Source organism: Ruegeria sp. CJ2, assembly GCF_056536745.1.
This window is the reverse complement of the sequence record NZ_JBQFQF010000005.1, coordinates 114,360-140,141: the sequence shown is the minus strand read 5'-3', so window position 1 is coordinate 140,141 and position 25,782 is coordinate 114,360. Positions and strand designations below refer to the sequence as shown.

Annotated in this window: 22 protein-coding genes; 10 read left to right on the top strand and 12 right to left on the bottom strand. The window is 56.1% G+C overall.

Annotated features, from left to right (window positions below):
• Positions 1 to 36: 36 nt before the first annotated feature.
• Positions 37 to 1,665: a peptide ABC transporter substrate-binding protein gene (locus ACR0MS_RS09160; protein WP_480574139.1), complete on the bottom strand. Its 1,629-nt coding sequence runs from the start codon at positions 1,663 to 1,665 to the stop codon at positions 37 to 39.
• Between the two features lie 399 nt (positions 1,666 to 2,064).
• Entirely contained in the window at positions 2,065 to 3,300 is a 1,236-nt protein-coding gene (locus ACR0MS_RS09155) for a lytic murein transglycosylase (RefSeq protein WP_480574135.1), read from the bottom strand.
• A 211-nt stretch (positions 3,301 to 3,511) separates the two neighbouring features.
• On the opposite strand from ACR0MS_RS09155, the gene ACR0MS_RS09150 reads away from it, so the two are divergent.
• Genes ACR0MS_RS09150 through ACR0MS_RS09135 form a run of 4 tightly spaced genes read left to right on the top strand, consistent with a single transcriptional unit; the run spans position 3,512 to position 7,485 of the window.
• The gene (locus ACR0MS_RS09150; protein ID WP_480574132.1) at positions 3,512 to 4,450 is read left to right on the top strand and encodes a cytochrome ubiquinol oxidase subunit II; all 939 of its coding nucleotides are present in this window, start codon (positions 3,512 to 3,514) and stop codon (positions 4,448 to 4,450) included.
• The gene (locus ACR0MS_RS09145) at positions 4,447 to 6,537 is read left to right on the top strand and encodes a cbb3-type cytochrome c oxidase subunit I (protein ID WP_480574129.1); all 2,091 of its coding nucleotides are present in this window, start codon (positions 4,447 to 4,449) and stop codon (positions 6,535 to 6,537) included. The genes ACR0MS_RS09150 and ACR0MS_RS09145 overlap by 4 nt, the downstream gene beginning before the upstream one ends.
• Positions 6,534 to 7,166, top strand: a complete 633-nt coding sequence (locus ACR0MS_RS09140; protein ID WP_480574126.1) for a cytochrome c oxidase subunit 3 — start codon at positions 6,534 to 6,536, stop codon at positions 7,164 to 7,166. Before ACR0MS_RS09145 ends, ACR0MS_RS09140 begins: the two co-directional genes overlap by 4 nt.
• Positions 7,159 to 7,485 (top strand): cytochrome o ubiquinol oxidase subunit IV, encoded by a 327-nt coding sequence (locus ACR0MS_RS09135; protein WP_480574123.1) that lies wholly within the window; start codon positions 7,159 to 7,161, stop codon positions 7,483 to 7,485. Before ACR0MS_RS09140 ends, ACR0MS_RS09135 begins: the two co-directional genes overlap by 8 nt.
• Positions 7,486 to 7,570: 85 nt before the next feature.
• Here the strand turns inward: ACR0MS_RS09135 and ACR0MS_RS09130 are convergent, their stop codons facing one another.
• Positions 7,571 to 7,936 carry a fluoride efflux transporter FluC gene (locus ACR0MS_RS09130; protein ID WP_480574120.1) on the bottom strand — a complete coding sequence of 122 codons (366 nt, stop codon included), beginning with the start codon at positions 7,934 to 7,936 and terminating at the stop codon, positions 7,571 to 7,573.
• Positions 7,933 to 8,340, bottom strand: coding sequence for a fluoride efflux transporter FluC (locus ACR0MS_RS09125; protein ID WP_480574117.1), 408 nt, complete (start codon positions 8,338 to 8,340; stop codon positions 7,933 to 7,935). The genes ACR0MS_RS09130 and ACR0MS_RS09125 overlap by 4 nt, the downstream gene beginning before the upstream one ends.
• Positions 8,341 to 8,519: 179 nt before the next feature.
• Here ACR0MS_RS09125 and ACR0MS_RS09120 point away from each other — a divergent pair, with 179 nt between their 5' ends.
• From ACR0MS_RS09120 to ACR0MS_RS09110, 3 genes are all read left to right on the top strand, one after another.
• Positions 8,520 to 10,100 carry an FMN-binding glutamate synthase family protein gene (locus ACR0MS_RS09120; protein WP_480574114.1) on the top strand — a complete coding sequence of 527 codons (1,581 nt, stop codon included), beginning with the start codon at positions 8,520 to 8,522 and terminating at the stop codon, positions 10,098 to 10,100.
• A gap of 61 nt (positions 10,101 to 10,161) precedes the next feature.
• Positions 10,162 to 10,707, top strand: a complete 546-nt coding sequence (locus ACR0MS_RS09115) for an RNA polymerase sigma factor (RefSeq protein WP_480574111.1) — start codon at positions 10,162 to 10,164, stop codon at positions 10,705 to 10,707.
• Between the two features lie 178 nt (positions 10,708 to 10,885).
• The gene (locus ACR0MS_RS09110) at positions 10,886 to 12,634 is read left to right on the top strand and encodes a vWA domain-containing protein (RefSeq protein ID WP_480574108.1); all 1,749 of its coding nucleotides are present in this window, start codon (positions 10,886 to 10,888) and stop codon (positions 12,632 to 12,634) included.
• Positions 12,635 to 12,678: 44 nt separating this feature from the next.
• Here ACR0MS_RS09110 and ACR0MS_RS09105 read toward each other — a convergent pair whose 3' ends face one another.
• Genes ACR0MS_RS09105 through ACR0MS_RS09090 form a run of 4 tightly spaced genes read right to left on the bottom strand, consistent with a single transcriptional unit; the run spans position 12,679 to position 16,589 of the window.
• Positions 12,679 to 13,329, bottom strand: coding sequence for an ABC-type transport auxiliary lipoprotein family protein (locus ACR0MS_RS09105; protein WP_480574105.1), 651 nt, complete (start codon positions 13,327 to 13,329; stop codon positions 12,679 to 12,681).
• Positions 13,326 to 14,642 (bottom strand): MlaD family protein, encoded by a 1,317-nt coding sequence (locus ACR0MS_RS09100; protein WP_480574102.1) that lies wholly within the window; start codon positions 14,640 to 14,642, stop codon positions 13,326 to 13,328. Before ACR0MS_RS09100 ends, ACR0MS_RS09105 begins: the two co-directional genes overlap by 4 nt.
• Positions 14,643 to 14,647: 5 nt before the next feature.
• Positions 14,648 to 15,463: an ABC transporter ATP-binding protein gene (locus ACR0MS_RS09095; protein ID WP_480574099.1), complete on the bottom strand. Its 816-nt coding sequence runs from the start codon at positions 15,461 to 15,463 to the stop codon at positions 14,648 to 14,650.
• Position 15,464: 1 nt separating this feature from the next.
• Positions 15,465 to 16,589 (bottom strand): MlaE family lipid ABC transporter permease subunit, encoded by a 1,125-nt coding sequence (locus tag ACR0MS_RS09090; RefSeq protein WP_480574096.1) that lies wholly within the window; start codon positions 16,587 to 16,589, stop codon positions 15,465 to 15,467.
• A 240-nt stretch (positions 16,590 to 16,829) separates the two neighbouring features.
• Between ACR0MS_RS09090 and ACR0MS_RS09085 the strand changes: the two genes are divergently transcribed.
• From ACR0MS_RS09085 to ACR0MS_RS09075, 3 genes are all read left to right on the top strand, one after another.
• Complete coding sequence (locus tag ACR0MS_RS09085; RefSeq protein ID WP_480574093.1) at positions 16,830 to 18,362, top strand: sulfatase-like hydrolase/transferase; 1,533 nt, start codon at positions 16,830 to 16,832, stop codon at positions 18,360 to 18,362.
• Between the two features lie 113 nt (positions 18,363 to 18,475).
• Positions 18,476 to 20,341, top strand: a complete 1,866-nt coding sequence (locus tag ACR0MS_RS09080) for a PAS-domain containing protein (RefSeq protein ID WP_480574249.1) — start codon at positions 18,476 to 18,478, stop codon at positions 20,339 to 20,341.
• Positions 20,341 to 21,042 carry a response regulator transcription factor gene (locus ACR0MS_RS09075; RefSeq protein WP_480574090.1) on the top strand — a complete coding sequence of 234 codons (702 nt, stop codon included), beginning with the start codon at positions 20,341 to 20,343 and terminating at the stop codon, positions 21,040 to 21,042. The genes ACR0MS_RS09080 and ACR0MS_RS09075 overlap by 1 nt, the downstream gene beginning before the upstream one ends.
• Positions 21,043 to 21,057: 15 nt before the next feature.
• Here ACR0MS_RS09075 and ACR0MS_RS09070 read toward each other — a convergent pair whose 3' ends face one another.
• From ACR0MS_RS09070 to ACR0MS_RS09055, 4 genes are read right to left on the bottom strand one after another with little or no spacing between them, the layout of a single operon-like run.
• Complete coding sequence (locus tag ACR0MS_RS09070) at positions 21,058 to 21,666, bottom strand: beta-barrel domain-containing protein (RefSeq protein WP_480574086.1); 609 nt, start codon at positions 21,664 to 21,666, stop codon at positions 21,058 to 21,060.
• A 39-nt stretch (positions 21,667 to 21,705) separates the two neighbouring features.
• Positions 21,706 to 22,368 carry a hypothetical protein gene (locus tag ACR0MS_RS09065; RefSeq protein WP_480574083.1) on the bottom strand — a complete coding sequence of 221 codons (663 nt, stop codon included), beginning with the start codon at positions 22,366 to 22,368 and terminating at the stop codon, positions 21,706 to 21,708.
• Positions 22,352 to 24,439: a type I secretion system permease/ATPase gene (locus tag ACR0MS_RS09060; RefSeq protein ID WP_480574246.1), complete on the bottom strand. Its 2,088-nt coding sequence runs from the start codon at positions 24,437 to 24,439 to the stop codon at positions 22,352 to 22,354. The genes ACR0MS_RS09065 and ACR0MS_RS09060 overlap by 17 nt, the downstream gene beginning before the upstream one ends.
• Before the next feature lie 44 nt (positions 24,440 to 24,483).
• The gene (locus ACR0MS_RS09055) at positions 24,484 to 25,779 is read right to left on the bottom strand and encodes a TolC family protein (protein WP_480574079.1); all 1,296 of its coding nucleotides are present in this window, start codon (positions 25,777 to 25,779) and stop codon (positions 24,484 to 24,486) included.
• Positions 25,780 to 25,782 lie beyond the last annotated feature (3 nt).

Below are 25,782 nucleotides of genomic sequence, written 5' to 3'. Positions count from 1 at the left end.
AAGAACTCTCCGGGGCAAAGCGTGATCAACAGATGATTATTCAGCGATTTTGTAGAGGTTCTTGGAGTACCAGTTCTGCTCTACGTTATTGACCGGCCAGTTCCCGACATCGCTGTCCATCATGTAGACACCAGCATAGTGATAGATCGGGATTACAGGGGTCTCTTGGGCGATGATCCGCTCGACCTCGGTGTAAAGAGGTGCTGCATCGTCCGATGTTTTGGCTTGGGCCAAAAGCTCGTCAACTTTGGCATTGTTGTACTTGCCATCGTTGTAGCCGGAATCCGACTGTAGCAGGTCCAGGAAGGTCGAAGCTTCGTTATAGTCGCCACACCATGCGCCACGGGCCAGATCGAAGTTCTGGTTGCCGCGCTCTTCCAGGAAGATTTTCCATTCCATGTTGGCGAGTTCGGCGTTTACTCCCAGTTTCTGCTTCCACATCTGGCTGAGCGCCACGGCAACTTTCTTATGAGCTTCTGATGTGTTGTAGACCATCTCAAAGCTCAGTGGATTGTCAGGACCGTAACCTGCGGCAGCCAGCAATTCCTTGGCCAATTCGTCGCGTTCCTGCTGAGACATAGAAGCCATTTCAACTTCGGGAACCGTGAACCCGGCGGTTGCCTCAGGAGCAAAGGTGTAAGCCTGAGGCTGGCCACCCGCCATGATGTTTTCTGTGATGATCTTGCGATCTACTGCCAGCGACAGCGCTTGGCGGACGTTCGGGTCCTTGAACGCTTCGGGGCCACCGTCGGACAGGTTGAACGTGTAGTAATAGTTGCACAGGCGCGGGAAGCTGATGGCTTCGTCCGGGTGCTCTTTCTGAAGGCGTGGGAACTGACCTGCGGGCACTTCGGTGCGGTCCAGCTCACCGGCCAGATAGCGGGTCAGAGCGACGTTTTCGTCGTTGATGACCAGTGCGACAACCTTGTCGACGATGGTGTTGTCATTGTCCCAGTACATTTCGTTACGCTCGCGAACCGAGCGTTCCTGCGGCAGGTGTTCGGTCAGAACATAAGCCCCGTTCGAGACGATGTTTTCAGGCTTGGTCCACGCGTCGCCAAACTCTTCGATAACTTTCTGCGGGGCGGGGAAGGTCGTGGAATGCGTGGTCATCTGCGCGAAATAGGGCAGAGGGGCGCTCAGCTTGACTTCAAGCGTGTGGTCGTCAATGGCGGTAACGCCCAGCTCATCCACAGGTTTGTCGCCTGCAATGATTTCGGCCGCGTTTTCAATCGACATCAGTTCCATGAACCAGGCGTAAGGCGACGACAGCGCTGGATCGACGGCGCGTTTCCATGCAAAGACAAAGTCGCCAGCGGTCACCGGGTCGCCGTTGGACCACTTGGCGTCATCGCGCAGGGTAAATGTATAGACGTCTTTGGTATCGTTGGTGGTGAATTCTGTGGCGACGCCGGGAACCAGATTACCGTCTTCGTCCTGGTTCATCAGACCCTCAAACAGGTCGCGCACAATCTCGGCGCCAGATACGTCCTCGACAACCTGCGGGTCGACCGAGCTGTGTTCGTCCAGAATACGATAGGTGAATGTCTGGTCATCCGCCAATGCTTCGCCGGTTTCAGGATGGGTGCCGGCGGCGAAAGCCACGCCAGTGATCATGGTCGAGGTCAACAGCCCCGCCAGCGATGTCCGAATGTGTTTTTTCATGTTTTTTACTCCCGTTTTTTCCGACGTTGCGGGCCATCCCAACAAGATGGTACAGCGCCGGTTTGTTTGTCCGACTGTGAAAGCTATAGGTACAGGTCCGAAAATTGCTGAATTGGTTCGCAATATGGGCTGCGCCGCAGTCTTTCGGTTTTCAGTCGGGAACGTGGTTGCAAAAGTCGCCTTTCACTGAAGCCGACGTTGGCATTATTTAAAAAAAGGTTAAAGCCTTTGCCTGCAAATTAGGCAGCAGGATGCGAATTGTGAAGGAAACCGGGGGACGCTGGAAATATTATAATGAAACTCGGCGCGTTCTTAACATTTTTGTGAACGGTCGCCGAAGAAGGCGCGTCCTGACGTTGCGTCAACCTTTTGGCAGGCGGCCTCGCAAGGCGCGAATCGCTATCGGCTTAGGGTTGTTTTCATATGTGCGGCAGGAAAGCATGTGGGCACCTGACCGGTCGCTTCCTGCCAGCGCCCGATCGAACGACGGGTCTTGTATCCCGCAAGACCGTCGGCACCGCCAACGTCATGCCCCTGATGCTCCAGGGCGCGCTGCATTGATGCGATGTCCGAACGATAGAGATCACCCACTTTGCCCCACTGACCTTGGAAGTTGCCGACGCCGTATTCAATCCGGTCCCCGACATGACCGACGAAAAGAGCATAAAGATCGCTTTTGTTGTATTCCTTCAAAACATAGAAATTCGGCGTCACCAAAAAGGCCGGGCCGCTTCGTCCCGCAGGCATCATCAGGAATCCTTCTCCCGAAAGCTCGTGCTGCGGGAAAGGTTTACCCGAAACTCTGGAAACTCCCATCTCTGCCCAGACCTTGATCGGGCGTCCCTGATCCGGTCCTTCAAGGGCGCACGAAACAGAGTTTGGCACATTGACCTCGAACCCCCAGTCGCGACCGGACACCCAGCCATGTTGCGCCAGATAGTTCGCGATCGAGGCCATGGTATCCTCGGGCGATGTCCAAATATCGGATCGCCCATCGCCATTGCCGTCCGCTGCAAATGTCAGAAAGCTTGACGGCATGAACTGCGGCTGCCCCAAGGCACCGGCCCAACTGCTTTTCATATCACCCGGCGGCGCATGCCCTGCTTCGGCGATCTGCAACGCCGAGAGGAGCTCGCCTGCAAAATACTCTGATCTTGTACTCATGAAGCCCTTTGTTCCCAGCACCTCGAAGACGTTATGCCGGATCGGGACCTGACCGTATCCGCTTTCCCGTCCCCAGATGGCCAGAATGATGTGGGATGGAACGCTGGTGCCGGCCTCAATCCGCGCAAGGGTTGTCGCGTGGCGCTGTGCCATCTTACGGCCGACGGATGTCGCGCCCTGCACCGTGTTGGCCTTGAAATACCGTGCAGGTGAGCCGAATTCGGCCTGTTTCTGCCGTTTAGGTATCTTTTGCGCTTCTCCCGGGGGGATCAGGTCGGGCAGCTTCCAATTGAGGGTAACGCCGTTGAAAGCACGTTCCATCGTGCGTCGGGAAACGCCTTGGGCTTTGGCCTGCGGCCACACGGTTTCCCATAACCAAATCTGAAATTGCCGCTCGACAGCCCCGCGGTCCAGAGCGGTTGCGTTTGTGGGAAGAAACCAGAGGCCAAGTATCACGATAAGCCAACGCATGTGTATAAGGTCTCGCCCGAGCGATGTGGCAAGTCAACACTGACGTGTGCTGGCGAATGACTGCGCCTAATTCCGAGGTTGATCCTGTCGGGCGCCAGACAATCCCCGGTTACGAAAAACCTTGAGAAAACTTGGAAGTCTGCCGATAGTTGCCTGTAAACAGAGAGGCAGGAGAGGACAGTCAGGAGTGGCCTATTTCAGGTTCTCATTCGTGTGGCAGAAATTCGCGATCGCGATCGCAGTTTTCTCCCTTGGCACGCAAGTAGTCTGGGCGAGTGACAGTTTCCTTGATCCGCGTGGCCCGATTGCCGAGGTTCAAAGGCTCCACCTGTTGCGCGCTACAGTCCTGATTATGCTCGCGGTTTTGCCTGTTTTGGTTCTGGTGCCCTTGATTGCCGTGCGCTACCGACGCCGTAAGGAAAGTGACGCGGCATATCGGCCAAACTGGGATTTCTCGTCCCCTCTGGAATTTGTCATGTGGGGCATCCCGGTGCTGATCGTGGCCGTTTTGTCTTTTTATCTTTGGAAAGCCACCCATCGCCTGGATCCCTATACAGCGCGCTTTGGTGAAACACCTGCCCTGAACGTGCAGGTCGTCGGATTGGACTGGAAATGGTTGTTCATCTACCCGGACCTTGGCATCGCCAGCGTTGGAGAGTTGGGGATACCCGTCAATCAGCAGGTTTCGATGACGTTGACCACGGACACGGTGATGCAATCCTTCATGATCCCCGCTCTGGCGGGTCAGATCTACGCCATGCCGGGCATGACAACCAAGCTGCATGTCGTGGCTGACACCCCGGCGACCATGCAGGGCGAAAATACGCAGTATAATGGCCGCGGCTTCACCAAGCAGAAGTTTCAGACCCTGGCGATGCAGCCTGACGCGTTCAGCAACTGGGTCGATACCGTTCGCGCCAATGGAATTCCGCTGACCGCAGACACATACAGGACGTTGGCCATGCGCACGGACCGGGATGAGGTGCAGGCCGCTTTGGGCACATCTGACATGCCGCAAAACGCATTGTACTTCACAACCGAGGACAAGGATCTGTTCCAGTCAATCTTGCACCGGTATCACCACGGGGAACCTTTGCCCGCTGATCAACAGCCCGGAACGGCAGAATACGGGCAGGAGGCGCAGCAATGAGCTCTGCGGATACAGGTTTCTTTGGTAGACTAAGCTGGGAGTCGTTTCCTCTGGCGGGCCTTATTCAAACTCCGAACGCGAATGAAATCGTCGCAAATGCCGCTGCGGGTGTTGTGATCGTCGGTATTCTGGTCGTTGTCGGCGCCCTGACGTGGTTTCGCCTTTGGGGACCGCTTTGGCGCGATTGGCTGACAAGCGCGGACCACAAGAAAATCGGTATCATGTACATTGTCTTCGCGATTGTGATGCTGGCGCGCGGGGTGCTTGAAGGCGTGGTCATGCGCGCGCAACAAGCGGCGGGCCCGGGCGACGGGTTTCTTGAGGCAGAACACTTCGCCGAATTGTTCAGCACGCATGGCACCATCATGATCTTTTTCGTGGCCGTGCCTTTCGTCTTCGGACTGGCTAACTTTCTGGTTCCCTTGATGATTGGAGCGCGCGACGTTGCTTTTCCCGTGATGAACCAGATCAGTCTTGGCCTGACGGTTTCGGCCGGGATGATGCTGATGGTTTCGTTGCTCGTCGGTGAATTCTCGACCGGGGGCTGGACGGCTTACCCGCCCTATACGGGTGCCGCTTTCAATCCAGGTGTCGGGCCGGACTACTGGATCTGGGCTATCGTGGTTTCCGGTATCGGAACGACCCTGACCGGGATCAATTTCGCGGTCACGATCTACAAACTGCGTGCGCCGGGCATGAAATTCATGCGTTTGCCGATGTACTGCTGGACGATTATTTGCAGCTCTATCCTGATCGTGTTTGCGATGCCGCCGCTGGGTGTCGCGGCGCTGATGCTGGCCGCCGACCGATATCTGGATTTTCATTTCTTCACCAATGACCTTGGTGGGAACATGATGAACTATGCCAACCTGTTCTGGCTGTTCGGGCACCCCGAGGTCTATTTGTTGGTCCTACCCGCATACGGGATTTATTCCGAAGTGTTCGCGACATTCTCGGCCAAGCGGCTTTACGGATACAACTCTTTGGTCATTGCGACGATGTCCATTGCCGTGCTGTCCTTCACCGTCTGGCTGCACCACTTCTTTACAATGGGTCAAAGCGCGCTGATCAATGCGGTGTTTGGCATTGCGACTATGCTGATCGCCATCCCCACCGGGGTAAAGGTGTATGACTGGATGGCGACGCTGTTCCGGGGCCGCATTCGATTCTCGGTGCCGATGCTCTATGGTCTGGCGTTTTTGATGCTCTTTGTCATTGGGGGGCTTTCGGGCGTGATCCTTGCGAACCCAACCGTGGACTATCAGGTTCACAACACCCTGTTTCTGGTTGCCCATTTCCACAACGTCCTGCTGCCCGGGGTCCTGTTTGGCCTACTGGCAGGGTATAATTACTGGTTTCCCAAAGCCTTCGGATTCCGCCTGAACGAAACCTGGGGCCGTATCACGGTTGTCCTGTGGACGGTCGGTTTCATGCTGACGTTCCTGCCCCTATACTTTGTTGGCCTGATGGGGATGCCGCGCCGATCGTTCAGTTGGGAAGACCCGAGTTTTCATCCCTATATGATCGTGGCCGTCCTGGGGTCGCTGGTCATTCTGTCCGCCCTGCTTGCGGTGGTGGCGCAATTGTGGGTCAGCATCCGAGACCGAGAGAAAACACGCGTGCCTGCTGGCGATCCGTGGGACGCCCGCACGCTGGAATGGTCAATCCCAGCGCCCCCACCGCCGTATAACTTTGCCATTATTCCGCATGTCACCGACCGTGACGACTTTGCCGCCGCAAAGGAACGGGGCGAGGCTTACCCGGCTCCAGAAGCCTATGAGGACATCAGCCTGCCGCGTAATACGCGGATTGGCTTCACCCTCTGCGTTCTCAGCGGCGTTTGGATGTTTGCCTTGGTTTGGTGGATTTGGTGGCTGGCGGCGCTGGTCACCGTTCTGATGCTGTTGTCCTTCGTTGCGTGGACATTCAAAACGGATACTGAAGAGGTTATTCCAGCCGCGCAGGTGCAAAGGGAACATGAGGCCTGGCTGGATCTTGTCCACGCCTCTGCCCCGATCAATCGCGACTTTGAAATCTCTTCGGAAAACCGGGGGCGCGCGGGTCCGGATATGGAGGTCGCCACATGAAGCGCGCGCCAACACACAGTTATCCCGGCCTGAACCTTGGTCGTCGGCATCCGGGTGCGGACAAGGCCAGCGAAGTTGTCACCTTCGGCTTCTGGGTCTTTCTGATGAGCGATCTGGTCTATTTCGGGCTGATGTTTGCCATATATATCACCATGATCGACGCGCAGGCGGGCGGTCCGGGGCCACACGAACTGTTCGATCTCAAAAGCATCTTTGCGCAGACCCTGATCCTGCTGACCAGCAGCCTGACGGTCGGGCTGGCAATGTTGGCACTGAAATACAACCTGCCGCGTTCACGCATCGTGCTGTGGTTTGGCGTGACCTTGGCTCTGGGGCTCGGCTTTCTGGTGCTGGAAATCCGGGACTTTGTCGCAATGGCGGACAAGGGCGGTATTCCGCAACGCAGCGGTTTTCTGTCCGCGTTTTACGGTCTTGTCCCGCTGCACGGTTTGCACGTTGCCGCCGGGTGTCTGTGGCTGATCGTTTTGGGTATCCAACTGCGGCTGATGGGCCTGACGGATTTACTGATGTCGCGCGTGGTCCGGCTGGCGTTGTTCTGGCACTTCCTCGACCTGATCTGGATCGGGATCATTACGATCGTTTATTTCGGAGGTCTGACCTATGGATAGACGCAGCGAAATGCACAGGCGCGAGCGGCGACGCTATGTCATTGGTTACGGCGGTTCGCTTTTGCTGACCATGGCTGTCTTTATCATTGCCTACGCCTTTGGGATCGAAACAAAAGGGGTCTATTTGGCAATTGGCCTTCTGGGGTTGGCACAGCTCGTTATACAACTAGTCTATTTCCTTCATATCGACCGTCGACGCAGCAGCCGCGAAGACCTGGACCTGGTGCTGTTTTCGACGTTGGTCCTTCTGATCATCATCGTTGGAACAGTCTGGATCATGGGTAATTTGGCGGTCCGGATGCACACTATCCCAATGTGACCAAACCTTCAGATCAGGAAGGCCGGTCTTCAATACCACCTTGCCTTGTTTCTCAGAAAATCGCCGGGCAAGTCAGCAACGACACTTACGAGCGCGTCAAGACAAGCCCTAGCCAAAGCGCTGACCAACACAAAATGATGCTTAAGAATATGTTGCCGGCGGCAAGCGCAATCGTGCGTTCTCGTTTCAGTTCCAACGATTGGTAGGCGAAACTGGAAAACGTCGTGAATCCACCGCAGAACCCAAAGACCAAGCGTCGCTCATGCTCACCCATGTCCGCAGGCCCGCCCAGATAACCGACCCACAATCCTAAAAGCAGGCTGCCCAGCACATTTACGATCAGCGTCGACAAAGGCAGATCGTGTCGGATCACCAATGCGATTGCGTGGCGCATAACTGCGCCCAATCCACCGCCCAGGCCAAACATCGCGTGAAGGAACAGGTCTGTCATTCGCCAGCCCTCCGGCCAAAGGAGTGCCTTCCGATCGCTTCACCAAGGATGGCCGCTGCAATACCGACGGCAACCTCAAGCCCGGCGGCGGTTGCTGCGTTCAGGACACTGGTTTCGGCAAGGCGTTCGAGTTCCTGAACAAAGGACGAGAAGGTAGACAATCCGCCGCAAAACCCGACAGCACCCAGATGCAGCACATGGGCATGAACGCGATGTCGGATCGCATAAAGCCAACCCAAAACGAAACACGCGGCGATATTGATCCCGAAGGTGGCGGTAAAAAGCGGGGCGCCAGGAATTGTGATCGAAAGGCTTTCCCGCAACAGCGAACCCGCAGCCCCTCCGACAAAAACGGCTGCAAACATAATGGCAAAGGTTCGAACCGCTGATCGCGTCTTTTTCACAGCCAATGACCCTGCCCAAATTCACCTGTCTTTCCAGATACAGACAGCAAACACCCGGATCAACAGAAGACCCGGCTTCACAATGAAGCCCTTTTTTGTGAAGTACGGCGTAAACTCTTGCAAGGAAACGTCGATTTGCTCAACGATTGAGTAAGGCAATGACGGTATCGGAGAGCACGATGATTGTACGCAGACTCTATTACATCCTCAGCTATGTGTGCCTGCCGTTAACTTTGCTTTGGGGTTACTTCTGGCCGCCTGCCTATTGGGTGCTGGTGATACTGGTGCCTTATGCGGTGATCGGGCTGTACGACATGCTGACCACCAAGCACAACGTCCTGAACAACTACCCCGTTCTGGGCCATTTCCGTTACATGCTGGAATTTGTGAGCCCTGAAATCCGCCAGTATTTTGTTGAGACCAACGAAAGCGGGCGACCCTTCAATCGAATTATCCGGGGGCTGGTGTATTCGCGTGCAAAAGGTCAGGTCGATACTCAGGCCTTCGGTACCCAATACGATATCATGACTGTCGGCTATCACCGGGCTAACCATTCTCTGGCCCCCAAGGACGTAGCTGAAAGCGAAGAACGTGTGACGCTGGGTGGTCCCCAATGCAAGCAACCCTACAACGCGTCCCGTCTGAACGTCTCGGCCATGAGCTTTGGAGCGCTTAGCGCGAATGCAATTCGGGCACTGAATGGTGGCGCCAAGGACGGGGGGTTCGCCCATAATACGGGTGAAGGGGGGCTGTCGCCGCACCACCTGGCAGAAGGCGGGGACATCATCTGGCAAATAGGGACGGGCTATTTTGGGTGCCGAACCGACGAGGGCGGTTTCGACAAGGACAAATTCGCTGAAAAGGCTCGAAATCCCGTTGTCAAAGCGATTGAGATCAAGCTGTCTCAGGGGGCAAAGCCATCGCATGGCGGTGTATTGCCTGCGGCAAAGGTTGATCAGGAAATTGCTGAAATTCGCGGTGTCCCGCTGCATCAGGACGTTATTTCCCCGCCCGTTCATTCGGCCTTTGACGGACCGACCGGGCTGCTGCAGTTCGTTCAGCATCTGCGGGACATGTCGGATGGCAAGCCCATCGGGTTCAAGCTGTGTATTGGCCGCCCTTCAGAATTCATGGCGATTTGCAAAGCGATGTTGGAAACTGAAATCCTGCCGGATTTTATCACGATCGACGGGTCCGAGGGGGGGACGGGCGCGGCTCCTGTTGAGTTCACCAACAGGATGGGGATGCCGCTGAACGAAGCGCTGATCTTCGTAAACAACTGTCTGCGCGGCGTCGGATTGCGAGATAAAATACGGATCATCTGTTCGGGCAAGGTGGCTACCGGATATGATATGTTGGAAAAATTCGCTCTCGGAGCGGATATGTGCAACGCCGCGCGTGCGATGATGTTTGCAGTCGGTTGCATTCAGGCCCTGCACTGCAATACCAATCGCTGCCCGTCCGGTGTGGCAACGCAGGATCCGGTGCGGGGGCGTGCGGTGAATGTTCCGCAAAAACGTCAACGCGTGCACAGGTATCACGACGCCACGCTCGAGAGTTTCCGTGAGCTGTTGGGTGCCATGGGCAAAAGCACGGTGTCAGAATTGCGCCCGTCGGACATTCGACGCCGAACCGCGGACGAGCGAGAGCGGTCATACGGGGAACTCTACACCTTTCTGGAGGAGGGAGCGCTGCTGACGGAGTCGATCCCTGCCGAGTTCAAGGCCGATTGGGAAATGGCGCACGCGTCCCATTTTTAATATTTTTAGGAAAACCGCCAAGGATTGACCTTTGTGATCCGTCTTACCATTCGTGATGCGCATGAGTACTTCGGATGAGGATCTGGCAATGGCTGCCGCCAACGGTGACGCGAATGCGTTTGCCGCCCTGTTGGAGCGCCATTACGACCGGATATTCCGACTGGCATTTCGCCTATCGGGACGGGCCGATCAAGCCGAGGATTTGACACAAGACATCTGTCTGACATTCCCCGCCAAGATCACTGGGTTTCGCGGGGATGCGCGATTTACGACTTGGCTCTATCGGGTGGTCGTAAACGCCGCTGAGGACGCGCGGCGAAAGCGTGCCAGCCACAGCCGTGCTGCGGAGGGCTGGGGGGACGTCGAACAGATGAGGCGGGCAGAGGCAGCCGAGACTGCTGAAGCTGTCAACTGGCTGCAGCGCGCAATGCGGGCATTGCCGACCGAGTTGAAAGACACCTTGGCGTTAACGCTGGAAGATGAAATGACCCACGCCCAGGCCGCCGATGTGTTGGGTGTCTCCGAAGGCACTGTGTCCTGGCGGATGTCTGAGATCCGAAGACGCCTCCGCGTTATGCGAGATGAGGAGCTGGCCGATGATAGATGATTTGGACAAGCTGAAATCAGTGATGGATGCAGCTACCCCTGCGCCTGATGACAATCGGCGGGCCGCAAACCTCTCTTTGGCTCAAAAAAATTTCGGTGCAGCCCAAGGAACGGGCGCCACGAAACGTCCCACTGTCAAGCGAGGCCCGTTGGCCCGCCTGTCAGAAGGAGCCAAATTGATGTTGAATGCCCTGTCTCACCGAGGAGTTCTAACAGCGACGACGGCGATTGCCGCTGTCGCGCTGATCGTCATCCTGCCCCAGACGCGGGACAATATCGTCCAGCCCAGTTTTCGGGTTGAAGACCACCTACCGCAGTCTGTCGCCGAATTGGATCGTGAAGAAGTCGCTCCGTTGCAATCATCGGATGTCTTGTTAGATGAAGCATCCGAGCCGGTCGCGACAAGAAAACGACAGGAAACCGTCTTGTCGCAAGCGGACCAGTCGACCATTAGGATCGGTCGGGGGGCGGTGATGGAAGCGCCCGCAATTGTCGCTGCGTCACCGGAGCGGTCGCTCAGTTCCCAGACTGAACAGAACACCGAAGCGTTTTCGAATGGGGAGACCAATCCACTTAAAGTTACGTTGGAAGATCCTGTATCCACGTTCTCGATCGACGTCGACACGGCCTCCTATTCGATTGTGCGCTCGTCCCTTCTGAATGGCCACCTGCCGCGGCCTGACGCCGTGCGGGTTGAAGAAATGGTGAATTATTTCCCGTATAGCTATCCTGCGCCAGAAGGGGACGCCCCATTTCGCCCGTCAATAGCCGTTAGCCCGACGCCTTGGAACGAGTCGACGCAATTGGTTCATATTGGCATTCAGGGCGCATTGCCTGAAATTGCTGATCGTCCCCCTCTGAATTTGGTGTTTCTGATTGACACATCAGGTTCGATGCAGGACGCAAACAAGCTGCCATTGCTGAAACAATCGTTCCGTTTGTTGCTGGCGGAATTGCGACCCGAAGATCAGGTCTCGATCGTCACTTATGCAGGCAGTGCGGGGCAAGTTTTGGAGCCAACCAGCGCAACAGAGAAATCTAAAATTCTGAACGCGTTGGACAGGCTTGAGGCGGGCGGTTCTACTGCGGGGCAGGCGGGTTTACAGCAGGCCTACCAAGTTGCGGAATCCATGGCCTTGGAAGGCGAGGTAACGCGTGTGCTTTTGGCCACGGATGGCGATTTCAATGTCGGTTTGTCTGATCCCGAAGCACTGAAGGATTTTATTGCCCGCAAGCGTGACAGCGGCACGTTCCTGAGTGTTCTGGGTTTTGGCAGAGGGAATCTGGATGACGCAACGATGCAGGCATTGGCGCAGAACGGGAACGGGCAAGCAGCTTACATTGATACATTGGGTGAGGCGCGGAAGGTATTTGTTGATCAGTTGACCGGCGCATTGTTCCCGATTGCCAATGATGTAAAAATCCAGGTTGAGTTCAACCCCGCGCAAATCGCCGAGTACCGCTTGATCGGATATGAAACCCGCGCTTTGCGTCGCGAGGATTTTTCGAATGACAAGGTCGACGCGGGTGATATTGGTGCAGGCCACAGCGTGACCGCGATCTACGAAGTCACCCCAGTGGGCTCTGACGCAGTCCGGAACGGCCCATTACGATATGGTGAGAAGGCTGTTTCTGATGGGTCGGAAGAAATTGGGTTCGTCAAGTTGCGCTTCAAAGAACCCGGCGGGCAAGAAAGCAGTTTGATTGAACAGCCCATTCTTTCTGAGCAGAGAGAGATCACGGATGATGTGCGGTTCTCTTTTGCAATTGCCGGTTTTGGCCAGTTGCTGAGGGGTGGGGCGTATCTTGGGGATTGGACCTATGATGATGCGATCCGTCTGGCCAATTCCGCGCGAGGCGAAGACCCGTTCGGCTACAGGGCCGAGGCCGTCACGCTGATTCGCCTTGCCCAATCATTGGATCGGTAAAGAAGGGGCGGGCGCTGTAAGTCAGCGCCCATCCTTGACTGCACCTAGAACGATCTTGGATTGTTTGCGGCGTGGGTGTGGATCTTGCGGATGCTCCATTCGACAGCGTCACGCATGGTCTTGCCCAGGGCGACATCAAAGGCCGTGACCAAGTCTTCTGTTTGGTCGCTGGCGGCAACGATGTTTTCCTGGAACGAGCTTGATGCGATGATCTTGTCCTCAAACTCGTCGATAATCTTAATGTTCATCCGAACCTCAACACGCACGGTCGAGGAATTGTCGGCCTCGCCAACGACTATGCCTTGGAATTCACGCAGGTCGGGAACAACAACATAGTCTGCTCTCAGGCCAACGGTCGATCTGCCGACGGCGGCCACTTTGCCGCTGTTTTCGAAACTCTCAACCAACAAGGTCTGAACAATCAGCGGCGCGCGATCGACCCAGCGGGCCCGCGACAGGTATTGCACTTGCAAGCGGGTCGGCTGAACTGCGATTTGATCCGTGTTGACCGCCGCAGTCGCCGTCGGCTCTTCCACAACGATTTGCCTTTGGACGCGCGGAAGGGACGAGGAAAACGTGCTTTTGGGTGTCAAAAGGTAAAGGTCGTTTGGCTTGGATGCCTGTTGAAGCGTACCCAGCCCGGTGCAACCGGCCATCGAAGCAATCGCCAGAGCGGTAAGAAGTGACCTGATCATTGGCGAAACTCCGATGCTTGGGTTCCCAGTAAGAAGCGCGCAGGGTCCCGTTCAACCTTGTCCACCAACCGGTCCAGGCTGACGACCAAACGCTGAGATTCTTCGATGAAGCGCGTGAATTGGGGCAACCCGACCCGCAAAAAGTCTGACACTTGACGCCGGTTGTCCTGCACGATGCCGTCGATGGTCCCCAAGAGATCCGAGGCCGACTTGGACGCGCTCAGGATATCGTCCGAGATTTCGTCCAAACGCTCTGTGACGTTTGTAACCGTCGTCGTGATCTGATTGGCTGCGTTGCGGATATCGGCCATCACCTGACCGACATCCTCGTCTATGACGCGATTGGCCGAGTCAAAAGCGCGTTCCGCCGAGGTCAGCGTTTTCTGGGCTGTGTCCATCGCCCCTGTAATCGAACCCAGCGTCTCGTTCGCGTTAAGGAATGTTTCCGTTGCGGTCGCCAGCGCCACCGAGCCTTCGTCGGAAAGCCCTGTCAGGTTTTCTGCCAGGGTCGACGCCCGGTCAAGGAACGGTTTGAGGTCCTGTTGAATGACCCGGTCAGCGGATTCAATTGCGGTCTTCGCGCTTTGCAGGGTCTCAGTTGCGGATTCAGATGCTGTTTTTACGCTGTTTAGCGTATCGGTGCCCGTGGTCAGCGTGGTTTCGGCTGTATCGGCAATTTGACCCAAGCGTTTCGAGAACGCCGAAATCTCCTTGGCTGCGCCACCCAGGTCTGACGAGAGCGATTCAAAGTCTGATAGGGTTTTATCCAAACGGCCTGTTGCGGTGGCCACATTTTCCAGAATGTCTGCTACAGCTTTGCGGTTCTTTTCGTCCACGACCTGGTTGACATCCTCAAGCAGCGTGATCGCCTTCTCGACCAACAACGGCGCGCCTTCGAACAGTGACTGAATTGCACTTCTTTTGCTTTTGATCAGGCTGTCTTGCGGTAGACGCTCTGCCGTCGGAGAGCCCCCCGTCAGTTCCACGTAGCTGACCCCTGTGACCCCAAGCGACTGAAGTTGCGCAATTGTTTCGGTCGTGACAGGGATTTCTGCGTCAATTTCAATGCGGACGCGCACTTTGGATGGGTCTTCTTCATCGAGGTTCAACGAGATCACCTGACCCACCGGAAGACCATTGTAACTGACCCCCCCGGCCGCTGACAGGCCCGATACGTTGTCGAACAGAACGTCATAATAGGCGTATTGGCGTGACACTTCGAATTTCGCCAGCCACAGGAAGAACCCAAATGCGCCAAGAATACCCGCAAGGGTAAATGCGCCGATCAGGATATAGTTCGCTCGGGTTTCCATGACGTCTACCTGTCTTGCCCCTTCTCTTGCGCAGCACGCGCGCGGGGGCCCGTAAAGTATTCCTGAACCCAAGGATGATCGACTTTGGTCATTTCTTCAATCGGGCCTTCAACAAGCACGCGTTTTTCTGCAAGAACTGCGACGCGATCGCAAATGGCATAGAGGCTGTCCAGATCATGTGTGACCATAAAGACCGTTAAGCCGAGTGCGTGTTGCAATTCGCCGATCAACTCGTCATAGGCCGCGGCACCAATCGGGTCCAGGCCGGCTGTCGGTTCATCAAGAAAAACGATTTCCGGGTCCAGCGCGAGCGCCCGTGCAAGGGCTGCGCGTTTGCGCATCCCCCCCGACAGTTCGGACGGAAATTTGCCGCAGCTCAATTGCGGCAGCCCCACCAGACTGATTTTCAGCCCTCCGAGGGCGGTCATCAGGCTTTCGCTCAGCCCCGTGTGCTCTCGCATCGGGGCCACCACGTTTTGAAGGACAGTCAGCGACGAAAAGAGAGCACCGTCTTGAAACGCCACCCCCCAACGCTGTTCGATCCGCTGTCTTTCCTGCTCGGGGCCGTTCAAAACGTCGACCCCCAGCACGTCGATGCTGCCAGCCGCAGGTTTGTTAAGCCCGACGATTGTGCGCAACAGAACCGATTTACCCGTGCCAGAGCCGCCGACGATGCCCAGAACTTCGCCGCGCCAGACATCCAGGTTCAGATCCTGATGCACAACTTGTGGACCGAACTGGTTGGTCAAATTCCGAACACGAATTACAGCCTCACGCTTGGTGTCTGTCTTTGTGGTCTGTTCAAGGGGTGTTCCGTCCATTTTAGACCCCCATGACCGAGAAAAAGATTGAAAACAAGGCGTCCAGCGCGATGACCATAAAAATGGATTGGACGACCGACGCGGTTGTGCGCTGCCCAACACTCTGGGCCGAACCTTTGACTTGCAATGCCTGCCAGCAGGCGACGACACCGATGACCAGCGCAAAGAATGGCGCTTTGATCATGCCAATGGCAAAGTGCCAGATACCGGTGTTCTCCTTCAGCCGGGTTGCAAACATGCCCGGGCTGACGTTAAGGTCGATCCAGCTCATCAATCCTCCGCCAAACAGAGCGGCCATGTCAGCTATGAAGCCCAGGATCGGAAGCATGATCAGCAGGGCGACAACGCGGGGGATCACCAGTACTTCGATCGGATCCAGCCCCAACGTCCGCATCGCGTCGATTTCTTCCTGCACTTTCATCGAACCTATCGAAGCCGTGAATGCCGACCCCGATCGACCAGCGACAATAATGGCCGTCAGCAAAATGCCCAATTCCCGCAGGACCGAGATTGAGATCAGTTCGACCACAAAAATTTCGGCACCAAACTGCTTGAGCTGTGTCGCCCCCTGAAAGGCCAGCACAACACCGATCAAAAAGCCCATCAACGCGACAATGGGGATCGCCTTAAATCCGACCTCTTCCATCTGCGACACTAACGCTGCACGACGCAGTCGGCGCGGCATCAGGATAGTTCTGAAAAGTCGGTGCAAGGTAAGGCCCAAAAACCCCAGGATCGACAAGCTGTCGTTCCAGCTTCCAACCGTGCGCTTGCCGATACTCTCTACCCAGTCGGTAAAGCTGCGGTGATGGGCTTCGACCCCCGGTTCTTCCGGGATGTTCTTGGAAACCGTGTCAATCAGGTCCGAATAAGCAGGCGTCACACCCTGAAACTGGACATCTGCCCCCGTTGCCTGAACACGGCGTGCTAGGTCCGCAACCAGCCACGCGCCCCCTGTGTCCAGCGCCTGCACATCTGACAAATCCAGCACGACAGAGGTGCCGTCCGGATTGAAGGACGAAAAAGCCGATTCAACGCTGCTAAGGGATTGCGTCACCAATTCACCTGATACCTTGAGGTAAACGCCGTCGGCGTTCCTGTCAGATTGAATCGCTGGTTGTGTCATGGGCGTATGTGATGTGAAACCGGGTTGCGCTGCAATGCATTTTTGCAGGCCAACCAGGGAATGTGGCTTAACAACAGCGCGTTCGTGGCGGTCCCTTTCAAGTTGGCAAACTTGGTTCTTGTCTTGGTCGATGCCGTGAGACCGGGTGCATGAACCATCACGCGACAATCTTGTTGCCCGCAACCCAGAACCAAGACAGAGTTTGCCCGGACCAACGTCTACGGAATCATGGAGAGTGGCATGCGGCGCGCGGGAAATGTCCTGTTCATCATCATTGATCAATTGCGGGCCGATTGTCTGAACGGAGCGTTGGCCGCGCATGTCGACTTGCCGAACCTGCGCGAGTTCATGGCCGACGCCGTTACGTTTGACCGCCATTTCTCTGTGACGAACCCGTGCGGACCGTCCAGAGCGTCAATCTTGACGGGCCAATACGCGATGAACCACCGTTCCGTGCGCAATGGCACGCCTTTGCGCCACGACACACCCAATATAGCCACCGAAGTGCGAAAGGCCGGGTATCTGCCTTTGCTGTTCGGTTACACCGACACCACGGCCGACCCAAGAGTTCACGACCCTAACGACCCGATCTTGCGATCGTATGAAAATCCAATGCCTGGGTTTGAAGAAGTCGTCGAAATGAGGTTGGAGGAATCCTACCCCTGGCGATCTCATCTTTTGCAAAAGGGGTACAAGTTCGACGATTACTGGGACGTCCACAAGCCTGTCGCCCCTGACAGAGGAAAAGCCCGCCTCAACGATCCGGCCATGTATACGGCACAGGACAGTGATACGGCGTTTCTGACGGATGTGTTTCTGAACAGCATGGCGTCGCGCGTAGGCGAAGGTTGGTTTGCACATTTGACCTATATCCGGCCGCACCCGCCGCTAGTGGCCCCTGCGCCTTATAACGAAATGTATGATCCGACGTCTTTGCCCCTGCCGGTTGGTTTTGCCGACGCAGACAGCGAGCGGGCTTTGCATCCTTTCTTTGGGCCGACTATGGCCAAGCAGACACCTGCCGATTTCGTTTTGGGCTTCGATCAGGTTGATCCGACACCCAAGAACATCCAGACCCTGAGAGCGGTTTATCTGGGGTTGGCAACAGAGGTGGATCATCACGTGGGCCGTGTTCTGCGGTTTCTCAAGGACAGCGGCCAGTACGACGACACTTTGGTAGTTATCACTGCCGATCACGGAGAGATGCTGGGAGACCGGCACAGTTGGGGTAAGATGACCGTCTATGACGCGGCCTACCACACGCCGTTAATGATCCGGATGCCGAGAAATCAGGCGCAGGCAGGCGCGATTGTATCTGAACCGACCGAGTCCATAGATATCACACCAACCATTCTGGAATGGGTTGGGCAAACGATCCCCAATTCGATGGACGGGCGATCCCTGATACCGTTGCTGCGGGGGCAGGTGCCGGATGACTGGCGCAGCTATTCGTTCAGCGAACTGGATTTCTCGGAACCTGAGAAACCAACTATTTGGCAGAGGGAATTGGGAACCGGGCACAGCGACTCATGCCTTGGAATACTGCGCGACAGCCGGTTTGCGCTGGTTGAATTCGCTGCGGACGTGGCGCCCATGTTATTTGATCACGCCGCCCGAGGAGAAATGGAAAACGTCGCTGAGAAACCAGAATACGCGACCGACCTTGCCCGCCTGACGCGCCTGATGTTGCGTCATCGAATGCGCAATATGGACCATAGCTTGTCCCTGCACTCGATCACGCCAGACGGTCCCGTTTCGAAAACACGGTTTTAAGGCCTATAGCCCAAACTGTCGCGCTCAACCCCCTACACCTGCGATAATTCCGGTGTTACGCATGAGGCGTGGGGAGGGCGGATTTGAACATTACAGAAGAACAGATCAAGACCATGACAACTGCGGGCCTTAACCTGATTGGGCAAGGTTTGTCTATTTACGACAGTCAGTTACGGCTGGTCGTCAGCAACCGTCCCTTCCAGGCCATGTTCAATCTGCCTGCTCACCTAGTCGAACCGGGGTCGCTGTTTCGGGATACAATCCAATACCTTGCCGAAAACGGCGAGTATGGCGACGACGACAGCGTCGAGGAAATTGTCGAAACGCGCGTCGCGCAAGCCCTGACATTCGAACCACATTATCTGGAACGGGTGCGGTCCAACGGGCAGGTTATTTCTGTTGAGGGTGCCCCATTGCCAAAGGGGGGCTGGGTAGCCGTCTACACCGACATCACCAACACCAAACAGGCTGAAGCCTTGTTGCGCGCCCGCTCGGTTGAACTGTCCGGTCAGCTTCTGGACCGTGCCGAGGAACTGTCCGCTGCGAACCGAAAACTGGCAGCGACAAACGCAGCCTTGGAAGAGGCCAAGCGCCAGCTGACCGAGATCGAAGCCCGTACGCGCATGACGACCGAGATGATGCCGGCTCATATCGCGCATTTGGATGCCGAGGGGCGGTACGATTATTCCAACCGACGGCTGAATTCCGTCATGCCCGGGCGTCCGTCCGAGATTTTGGGGATGCATATCGCGCAGGCCTTGGGTGCGACCTCTTTCGCGCGTGTCCAGCCGCACCTGGAGAAAGCCTATGCGGGTGAAACCTCGGTTTTTGAGTTTACCGAAGATCAGGGGTCCAGACGTATACGCGTGTCTTTTACGCCAGACAGCGCAGGCGGTGTCTACGTCATGTCCGTGGATATCACGGAAGAGACGCAGGCGCGGGTCGCTTTGCAGCAGACCCGGCGACGCGCCATGGCCGCACAGATGACCAGCGGGCTGGCGCATGATTTTTCAAACCTGCTGACAATCATCTTGGGTATGCAGTCTAGGTTGGACAAGATGGACCTGCCGGAACCTGCGCGTGAACTGGTGGCGGCGACACAACAGACGGCCCGGCGGGGCGGGCAACTGCTGAACCGAATTGCCGATATGACCGGCAACCGGACACCTCAGCCGAAAGCGACCGATATGCGAGGTTTGTTGGAAGACCTGCGCATTCTGGCGTCACCCTCCTTGCCACGAGGGGTTGGCCTGTCATTGATAAACACCCTTCCGGATGAGGCCCTGATGCTGGATCCCGGAATGCTGCAGGACGCCCTGCTGAACCTTGTTCTCAATGCCAGAGATGCGTGTGGCGGAACCGGTCAGATAACGATCAGCGCGCATACTGTCGGCTCGATTTGGGTGGAGGTTACTGTGTCGGACACCGGTCCCGGGTTCTCTGCCGACGCTTTGAAAAAGGCGTTGAACCCGTTTTTTACCACCAAGGGCAGCGAAGGGTCCGGTCTGGGATTGCCGATGGTTTACGACACGGTGAAACTGGCGGGCGGTGATCTGAACCTGCGCAATACTCCGTCGGGGGCTTCGGTTGTATTGCGATTGCCCTATCGACCGGCACCACCGGTTCAGGAAGGTATGGTTCTTTTGGTTGAAGACAGTGACGATCTGCGCGGTCAGTTCCGCGACATGCTGGTTGATCTTGGGTTTTCGGTGATCGAGGCGACCTCAACAGACGAAGCTCTGGCGCTTGCCGCAGACGTCGAGGACATCGTGCTTGTTCTGTCAGATATCCGCCTTGAAGGGGAAGGCACCGGGTTGGATTTGCTGGATCGGTTAAATGGCAAACTGCCGTGTATTCTGATGACGTCCTTGCCATATTCCGACCCCCTGCATCGCAAGGCGCTGACGCTTGCGCCGGTTTTGCGTAAACCCTTTACACGGGCTCAATTGTCCGCCCTGATCCGCGCGGAGGCTGCGTGATGACTCAACCGCTGGTAACCATCGTCGATGATGAGCCCGAAATTCGCCGAATTCTGACTGACGCGCTCGAAGATGCAGGGTTCAAGACCCAGAGCTTTTCACGGGCCCGCGAATTTGAAGCGTCACTAAAACGCGTTACGCCGGATGTCTGTCTTGTGGATCTGTCCTTGCCCGATACCGATGGCCTTGCGCTGGTTCACAGGCTTGCACTGGAACAGGGGGCAGCGGTGATTATCATTTCGGGTCGGGCGCAAGTGCAGGACCGTGTAACAGGGCTCGAGCTTGGCGCGGATGATTACATCACCAAGCCCTTTGATCCGGCAGAAGTTGTTGCACGTGTCCGGGCAAGATTGCGGTCGCCACGGTCGCAAGCCACGCATTCGGACGCAGCACGGTTCAACGGATGGACGGCACATTTCGACCGTTACATCCTCGAAAATAAGGCCGGACAAGAAACCCCGTTCAGTCACGCTGAAGGTGAAGTTCTACGGTTATTTCTGGAAAGTCCGAAAAGGCTGATAAGCCGCGCCCAAATGCAAGAAGCGTTAGGCGGAGCGGCGGGTGAGAGTTTTGACCGGGCGATGGACGTCAGAATTTCCCGATTGCGCACAAAACTGGGCGAAGACCCCAAAAACCCCCGCTTGATCAAGACGATTTACGGAGCCGGTTACATTTTCCTTGGTGACGTGGACTGGATGTAGCGAGGTTGGCGTTCCTTATTCGCGCAGCGCCTGATTCCTGATCTTGATCACGGGCTGCACTAGGTATTCCCAAACGGTCTTCTTGCCTGAAAGGATGTCAACTTCTGCAATCATGCCGGGAATGATCTCAACCGACACACCGTTTGCATCCAAAAAAGACTGGCTCGTCATAATTTCAACGACGAAGACCTCTTCGTCATTCCGGTCGGACCGAGAAATAGTGCTGGCGCCGATCCTGGTGATTTTCCCATCCAACGCCCCGTATCTGGCGAAATCGTAGGCGGTAACTTTAACCTTTACGGGTTGCCCAGCGTATAGAAATGCAATGTCTTTTGGGGGCACATAAGCCTCCACAAGCAGCGTGTCGTCCAGCGGAACAATTTCAATAAGCTCTTCTCCACTGCGCGCCAGGCCGCCAATTGTCGTTCGGTGCACGCGGTTTACGATTCCTCGGACAGGGGATCTTACCTGCGCGCGGTCTGCACGGTCCTTGAGTGCGGGTATGGTGGGTTTCAAAGCCGCGAGTTCCGCCGTGGCGATTGCAAGGTCTGTCAAGGCGGCACTGCGGAACCGACTTCGGGTGGCGCGAATTCGGTCGTCGATTTCTTCAAGACTGGTCTTCAACCGGTTTGTTACAGCGACAGCGCGGGTTTTTCTGCCCGACTATTCCGCCTCGCTGCGGCGAAGAGTCAACAACGTCGTTGCAGGCTCCATTCGCTTTTCAATCAGCGGTGTCATGATGGCACGTTCCTCGGCCAGAACCCTGAGGGTTTCTTCAGCAGTGACCTGATCAACAAGACCCTCTTCATATTCCCGTCGTCGCTGCAAGCGTTGTCGCTCGAGGATGGCGATTTCAGATCGAAGCTCGGCCTGCCGACCGTGATAGAGAGCTGTTTCAGATTTGACCACGTCCGGAGCGCCCTCAACAAGGCTCTTGGCAAAGACAAGATCCCCCCCGTCGATTTCGATTTGTAACCTGTGCGCGCGGGCGATCAGTCCAAAGGCGCGCTGCTGTTCTTGTTTCAGTTCACTGTCGATCTGAGTTGTGTCGAACTCCATCAACAGGGTGTTTTTTTCAACGACTTGCCCCTCCAGTATATGGAGTGATCTGAGAACGCCGGTTTCCGTCGCCTCAATTTTCTGAACGTCACCCGAAGGCACGATCCGACCGTCTACCCGGGTCACGTCATCCAACTCTGTCAGATACGCCCATAATCCGGCGGTGATCAGACATGCCACGATAAGCAAGAGCAACAACGAACTACGCAAAGGTGTCCGCCCGCGCATTTCCCGGGCCAATTTTGCAAGGTCAGGATGCTGCGACATTCAGTTTTCTCCCGGTAGGACGCAGGTGTTGGGTCAGGATGCTCTTGGGGCCATCGGCCGTGACCTTTCCGTTTTCGATCACGATTACACGGTCGACTAGAGCCAGAAGACTGGTGCGATGCGTAACAATCACCATGGTCGCATCTGCCGTCGCCTGTTTCAGGCGCGCTATGACTTCTGCCTCTGTCTTTACGTCCATGGCGCTTGTCGGTTCGTCGAACAGAAGAACCGGTGGTCGCTCAATCAACGCGCGTGCAAGGGCTATGGCCTGCCGTTGGCCGCCAGACAATCCTTCGCCGCGTTCGGAAAGTTTCATGTCGTACCCAGCGGCAGTTCGGGCGGCAAATTTTTCGACTCCGGCGACCCGTCCGGCCTCGAGAATGTCGTGGTCGCGAGGTCTGTTTGCACCTGCAGCAATGTTGTCACGGATTGATCCGGAAAATAGCCAGATATCTTGCAGAACGGACCCAATATTCCGTCTGACATCCCCGGGGTCGATTTGACGAATGTCCACGCCGTCCAACAAGACCGAGCCGGAGTCAGGTTGATACAGCCCCAGGATCAGGCGCGTTATCGTACTTTTCCCGGACCCAATCGGCCCAAGAATGGCGACTTTTTCCCCGGGCTGGACATCAAATGAAATGCCTGACAGCGTCTCATCCAGTTGATCAGAATAGGAAAATCTTACATCTTTAAATGAAATACGGCCTTCGATTTCGGGGCGGCTGATCCAGCCATGTCCCATGGGTCGTTCGCTATCCGCGTCCATCAAAGTATTCAGGCTACGATATGCGCTTCTCGCCTGGTTCACGCGCGTCAGGGTCTGAGCAAGTTGGCCAAGTGGTGCAAGCGCGCGACCCGTCAACATCACGCACGCAACCAACGCGCCCATGCTGGTCTGACCGTCCGCAATGAGGAAGACCCCATAAAAAACAATCAACACCTGAGCAGCTTGCTGTGTGAATCCCGTCAAGTTCAAAGCGAATTGGGTTATCGTTCGGCTGCGCATTCCGTGCGAGGATTGCCTGTCCATGGCTGCGTCCCATCGTGACCGCATCTGCCTTGCCGCCGCGGTCGTCTTTATGGTTTCGAGCCCGGAAACTGTTTCGATCAGGACCGATTGCTTTGATTGTCCGTCTGCAAAACTCCTTTCGGCCAGACGCGCCAATATCGGCTGCACCGCCAGCCCCGTGACCAGCACGACGGGAACGGCCAGAGCTGGGATAATGGCGAGCTGGCCGCCAATCGCTTGAATGACGAAGATGAACAAAACGATAAATGGCAGATCGACAACTGCTACGAGGGTAGCGGACGTAAAGAACTCTCGTAATGTTTCGAATTCTCTGACGGTATTGGCCATGGCGCCTGTCGAACCAGTTCGAGATTTCATCCGAATGTTCAGCAACTGATCGAAGACGCGCCGCCCCATCAGCAGATCAGCCTTTTTCCCGGCCCGATCAATAAATCCGGCTCTTAGGATTTTCAGGCAAAAGTCAAAGATAAGCGCCAGGCCAACGCCTAGGGTCAAGGCCACCAGAGATTCCGTCGCTTCGTTTGGCAGAATCCGATCATACACCACCATGATAAAAACGGATGTGGACAAACCCAATAGGTTCGCGACGACTGCGGCCAGAGAAACCTGCGAATAGGACCAGCGGTTTGCAGCCATTGCGGACCAAAACCAGTGACCGGTGGCAGGCTGTGATTTGAGCGAGGGGTCCCCTAAATAACTGCGACGAAAGAGGATGGCATAGCCTGTGTAGACCTCTTTCAGCTGAGCTTTCGAGACCTCAGTAATCTGTTCTCCGCGCTGTGGGTCGTAAATGAGGTACTCTCCGGTCTTTGCACGGCCGTGGAAAACGACGGCCCGGTTCCCGTTCATCAGCAAGAGCGCGGGCACGAGGCTTTCGTCGAAGTCCGATAACTTCCATTGTCCGTATCCAGCCTGCAAACCGGCCTTGTCAGCGGCTTCAAGCGCATCGCGAACAGTCAATTCCCCGGAAGGGTCAGAATGGGATGAAAAAAGAGCCGCGGCTGTTATGGGTCGTTCAAGTTGCGTAGAGACGTGCATCATGCACATCTCAAACGCCGTGTATTTCCTGCGATCTCGCGAGTTCATTTGTGCAGACCCCCAAACTGGGCAGAAATGCCGAACAAGTCCAGAATGTCACCTGTGAGACTGAGCACGGCATAGTTGGTCAAAAAGGTGTTTTGCTCGGCTAGGATGAACCGTTCCTGGGCATTCACATAGTCACGCTGCGCATCCAGAATCTCGATTAGGCTACGTCGACCGATCGAGAATTGCGCCCGGGCTGCGGCGACACTTTCGGCGTTTGCCTTTGCTGCGCTGCGCGCGGCCCGAAGCCTTTCTGCACCGGCTTGCTGGTCTGATCGAATGAAATCCAGTTCCCGCTGAATGTCCCGGATCAAAGTGTCTCGGGCATACTCCGCTTCCTGAACTGTGGCTTCTGCATGAGCGATTGAGGCACGCCGTTGTCCCGTGCTGTCCAATTCGTAGGTAAGAGAGAGATCAACCCCGAAGTTTGCATCATTGCTGCTGTCCCGGTCGGCGAATGCCGCAATTTCCACCCCCGGCTGGCGTCGTGCGATGGCAGCAGACAGGTCAGCGCGCGCAGCCAGCACTGACGCGTCCGCGCGGCGCACTTGCGGACTGTCAAAAACGATCTGACGGTCTGACCGGGTCAGGGCAGGAGCGGCGACAGGCGGCGACAACTCACCCGGGTCTTGCCCAAACACTTCGCGAAACTGAGCTTCGGCGCGTTCTGTTCGCGTCTTTGCGTCTGAAAGACGTGTCATCGCATCGGCCATGCGCGACTGTGCTGTTAAGACGTCAGCGTTGGATGCCGCACCATGATCTGCTCGTGTGATGATTTGATCGAGAACCTCTTTATGAACGGCGACATTTCGATCTGAAATCCGCAAGATATCTCGACGATCCAACACCAGAACATAGGCTTCAATTGCCGCCAAAGTTAAGGCGGACGCCGTCTGAATTTGGTCGCCACGGCTTTCCAGAACACGCGCTTTGGCCGCCGCCAGATTTCCCGACGCTGCACCACCGTCATAGACAAGTTGTGAGATGCGCAAATAAGGGGTTACGTCCGCGATATCGGTACTCACCCGCTCTGATCTGGCGCTTAAACCGATCGAGACCTGAGGCAAGAAAGCGCCCTTCGCGGCGTCCTGATTGGCGACGGCACTGTCGAGCCGGGTTGCACTCTGTGCCAGTCTGGGATTGGCTTCAACAGCGGCTTGAATTCGTTTGCCAAAGGCACCCTGGGTCAAACGCGTCGATTGTGGTTGCGCTCCAACCCCCACGGCGCCATTCGACAAAGAGGTTTCAACCCCCGTGAGGTCCGGCAGCGGTGCGCAAGCCGATGTTGCAACCATCAA

What these genes read in the sequence shown, in the direction of transcription:
- ACR0MS_RS09065 (WP_480574083.1), bottom strand. Translation starts at nt 22,368, where the DNA reads ATGTCGCAGCATCCTGACCTTGCAAAATTGGCCCGGGAAATGCGCGGG.
- ACR0MS_RS09105 (WP_480574105.1), bottom strand. Translation starts at nt 13,329, where the DNA reads ATGATCAGGTCACTTCTTACCGCTCTGGCGATTGCTTCGATGGCCGGT.
- ACR0MS_RS09060 (WP_480574246.1), bottom strand. Translation starts at nt 24,439, where the DNA reads ATGCACGTCTCTACGCAACTTGAACGACCCATAACAGCCGCGGCTCTT.
- ACR0MS_RS09080 (WP_480574249.1), top strand. Translation starts at nt 18,476, where the DNA reads ATGACAACTGCGGGCCTTAACCTGATTGGGCAAGGTTTGTCTATTTAC.
- ACR0MS_RS09090 (WP_480574096.1), bottom strand. Translation starts at nt 16,589, where the DNA reads ATGACACAACCAGCGATTCAATCTGACAGGAACGCCGACGGCGTTTAC.
- ACR0MS_RS09110 (WP_480574108.1), top strand. Translation starts at nt 10,886, where the DNA reads ATGTTGAATGCCCTGTCTCACCGAGGAGTTCTAACAGCGACGACGGCG.
- ACR0MS_RS09140 (WP_480574126.1), top strand. Translation starts at nt 6,534, where the DNA reads ATGAAGCGCGCGCCAACACACAGTTATCCCGGCCTGAACCTTGGTCGT.
- ACR0MS_RS09155 (WP_480574135.1), bottom strand. Translation starts at nt 3,300, where the DNA reads ATGCGTTGGCTTATCGTGATACTTGGCCTCTGGTTTCTTCCCACAAAC.
- ACR0MS_RS09160 (WP_480574139.1), bottom strand. Translation starts at nt 1,665, where the DNA reads ATGAAAAAACACATTCGGACATCGCTGGCGGGGCTGTTGACCTCGACC.
- ACR0MS_RS09100 (WP_480574102.1), bottom strand. Translation starts at nt 14,642, where the DNA reads ATGGAAACCCGAGCGAACTATATCCTGATCGGCGCATTTACCCTTGCG.
- ACR0MS_RS09135 (WP_480574123.1), top strand. Translation starts at nt 7,159, where the DNA reads ATGGATAGACGCAGCGAAATGCACAGGCGCGAGCGGCGACGCTATGTC.
- ACR0MS_RS09120 (WP_480574114.1), top strand. Translation starts at nt 8,520, where the DNA reads ATGATTGTACGCAGACTCTATTACATCCTCAGCTATGTGTGCCTGCCG.
- ACR0MS_RS09145 (WP_480574129.1), top strand. Translation starts at nt 4,447, where the DNA reads ATGAGCTCTGCGGATACAGGTTTCTTTGGTAGACTAAGCTGGGAGTCG.
- ACR0MS_RS09115 (WP_480574111.1), top strand. Translation starts at nt 10,162, where the DNA reads ATGAGTACTTCGGATGAGGATCTGGCAATGGCTGCCGCCAACGGTGAC.
- ACR0MS_RS09085 (WP_480574093.1), top strand. Translation starts at nt 16,830, where the DNA reads ATGCGGCGCGCGGGAAATGTCCTGTTCATCATCATTGATCAATTGCGG.
- ACR0MS_RS09055 (WP_480574079.1), bottom strand. Translation starts at nt 25,779, where the DNA reads ATGGTTGCAACATCGGCTTGCGCACCGCTGCCGGACCTCACGGGGGTT.
- ACR0MS_RS09130 (WP_480574120.1), bottom strand. Translation starts at nt 7,936, where the DNA reads ATGACAGACCTGTTCCTTCACGCGATGTTTGGCCTGGGCGGTGGATTG.
- ACR0MS_RS09095 (WP_480574099.1), bottom strand. Translation starts at nt 15,463, where the DNA reads ATGGACGGAACACCCCTTGAACAGACCACAAAGACAGACACCAAGCGT.
- ACR0MS_RS09075 (WP_480574090.1), top strand. Translation starts at nt 20,341, where the DNA reads ATGACTCAACCGCTGGTAACCATCGTCGATGATGAGCCCGAAATTCGC.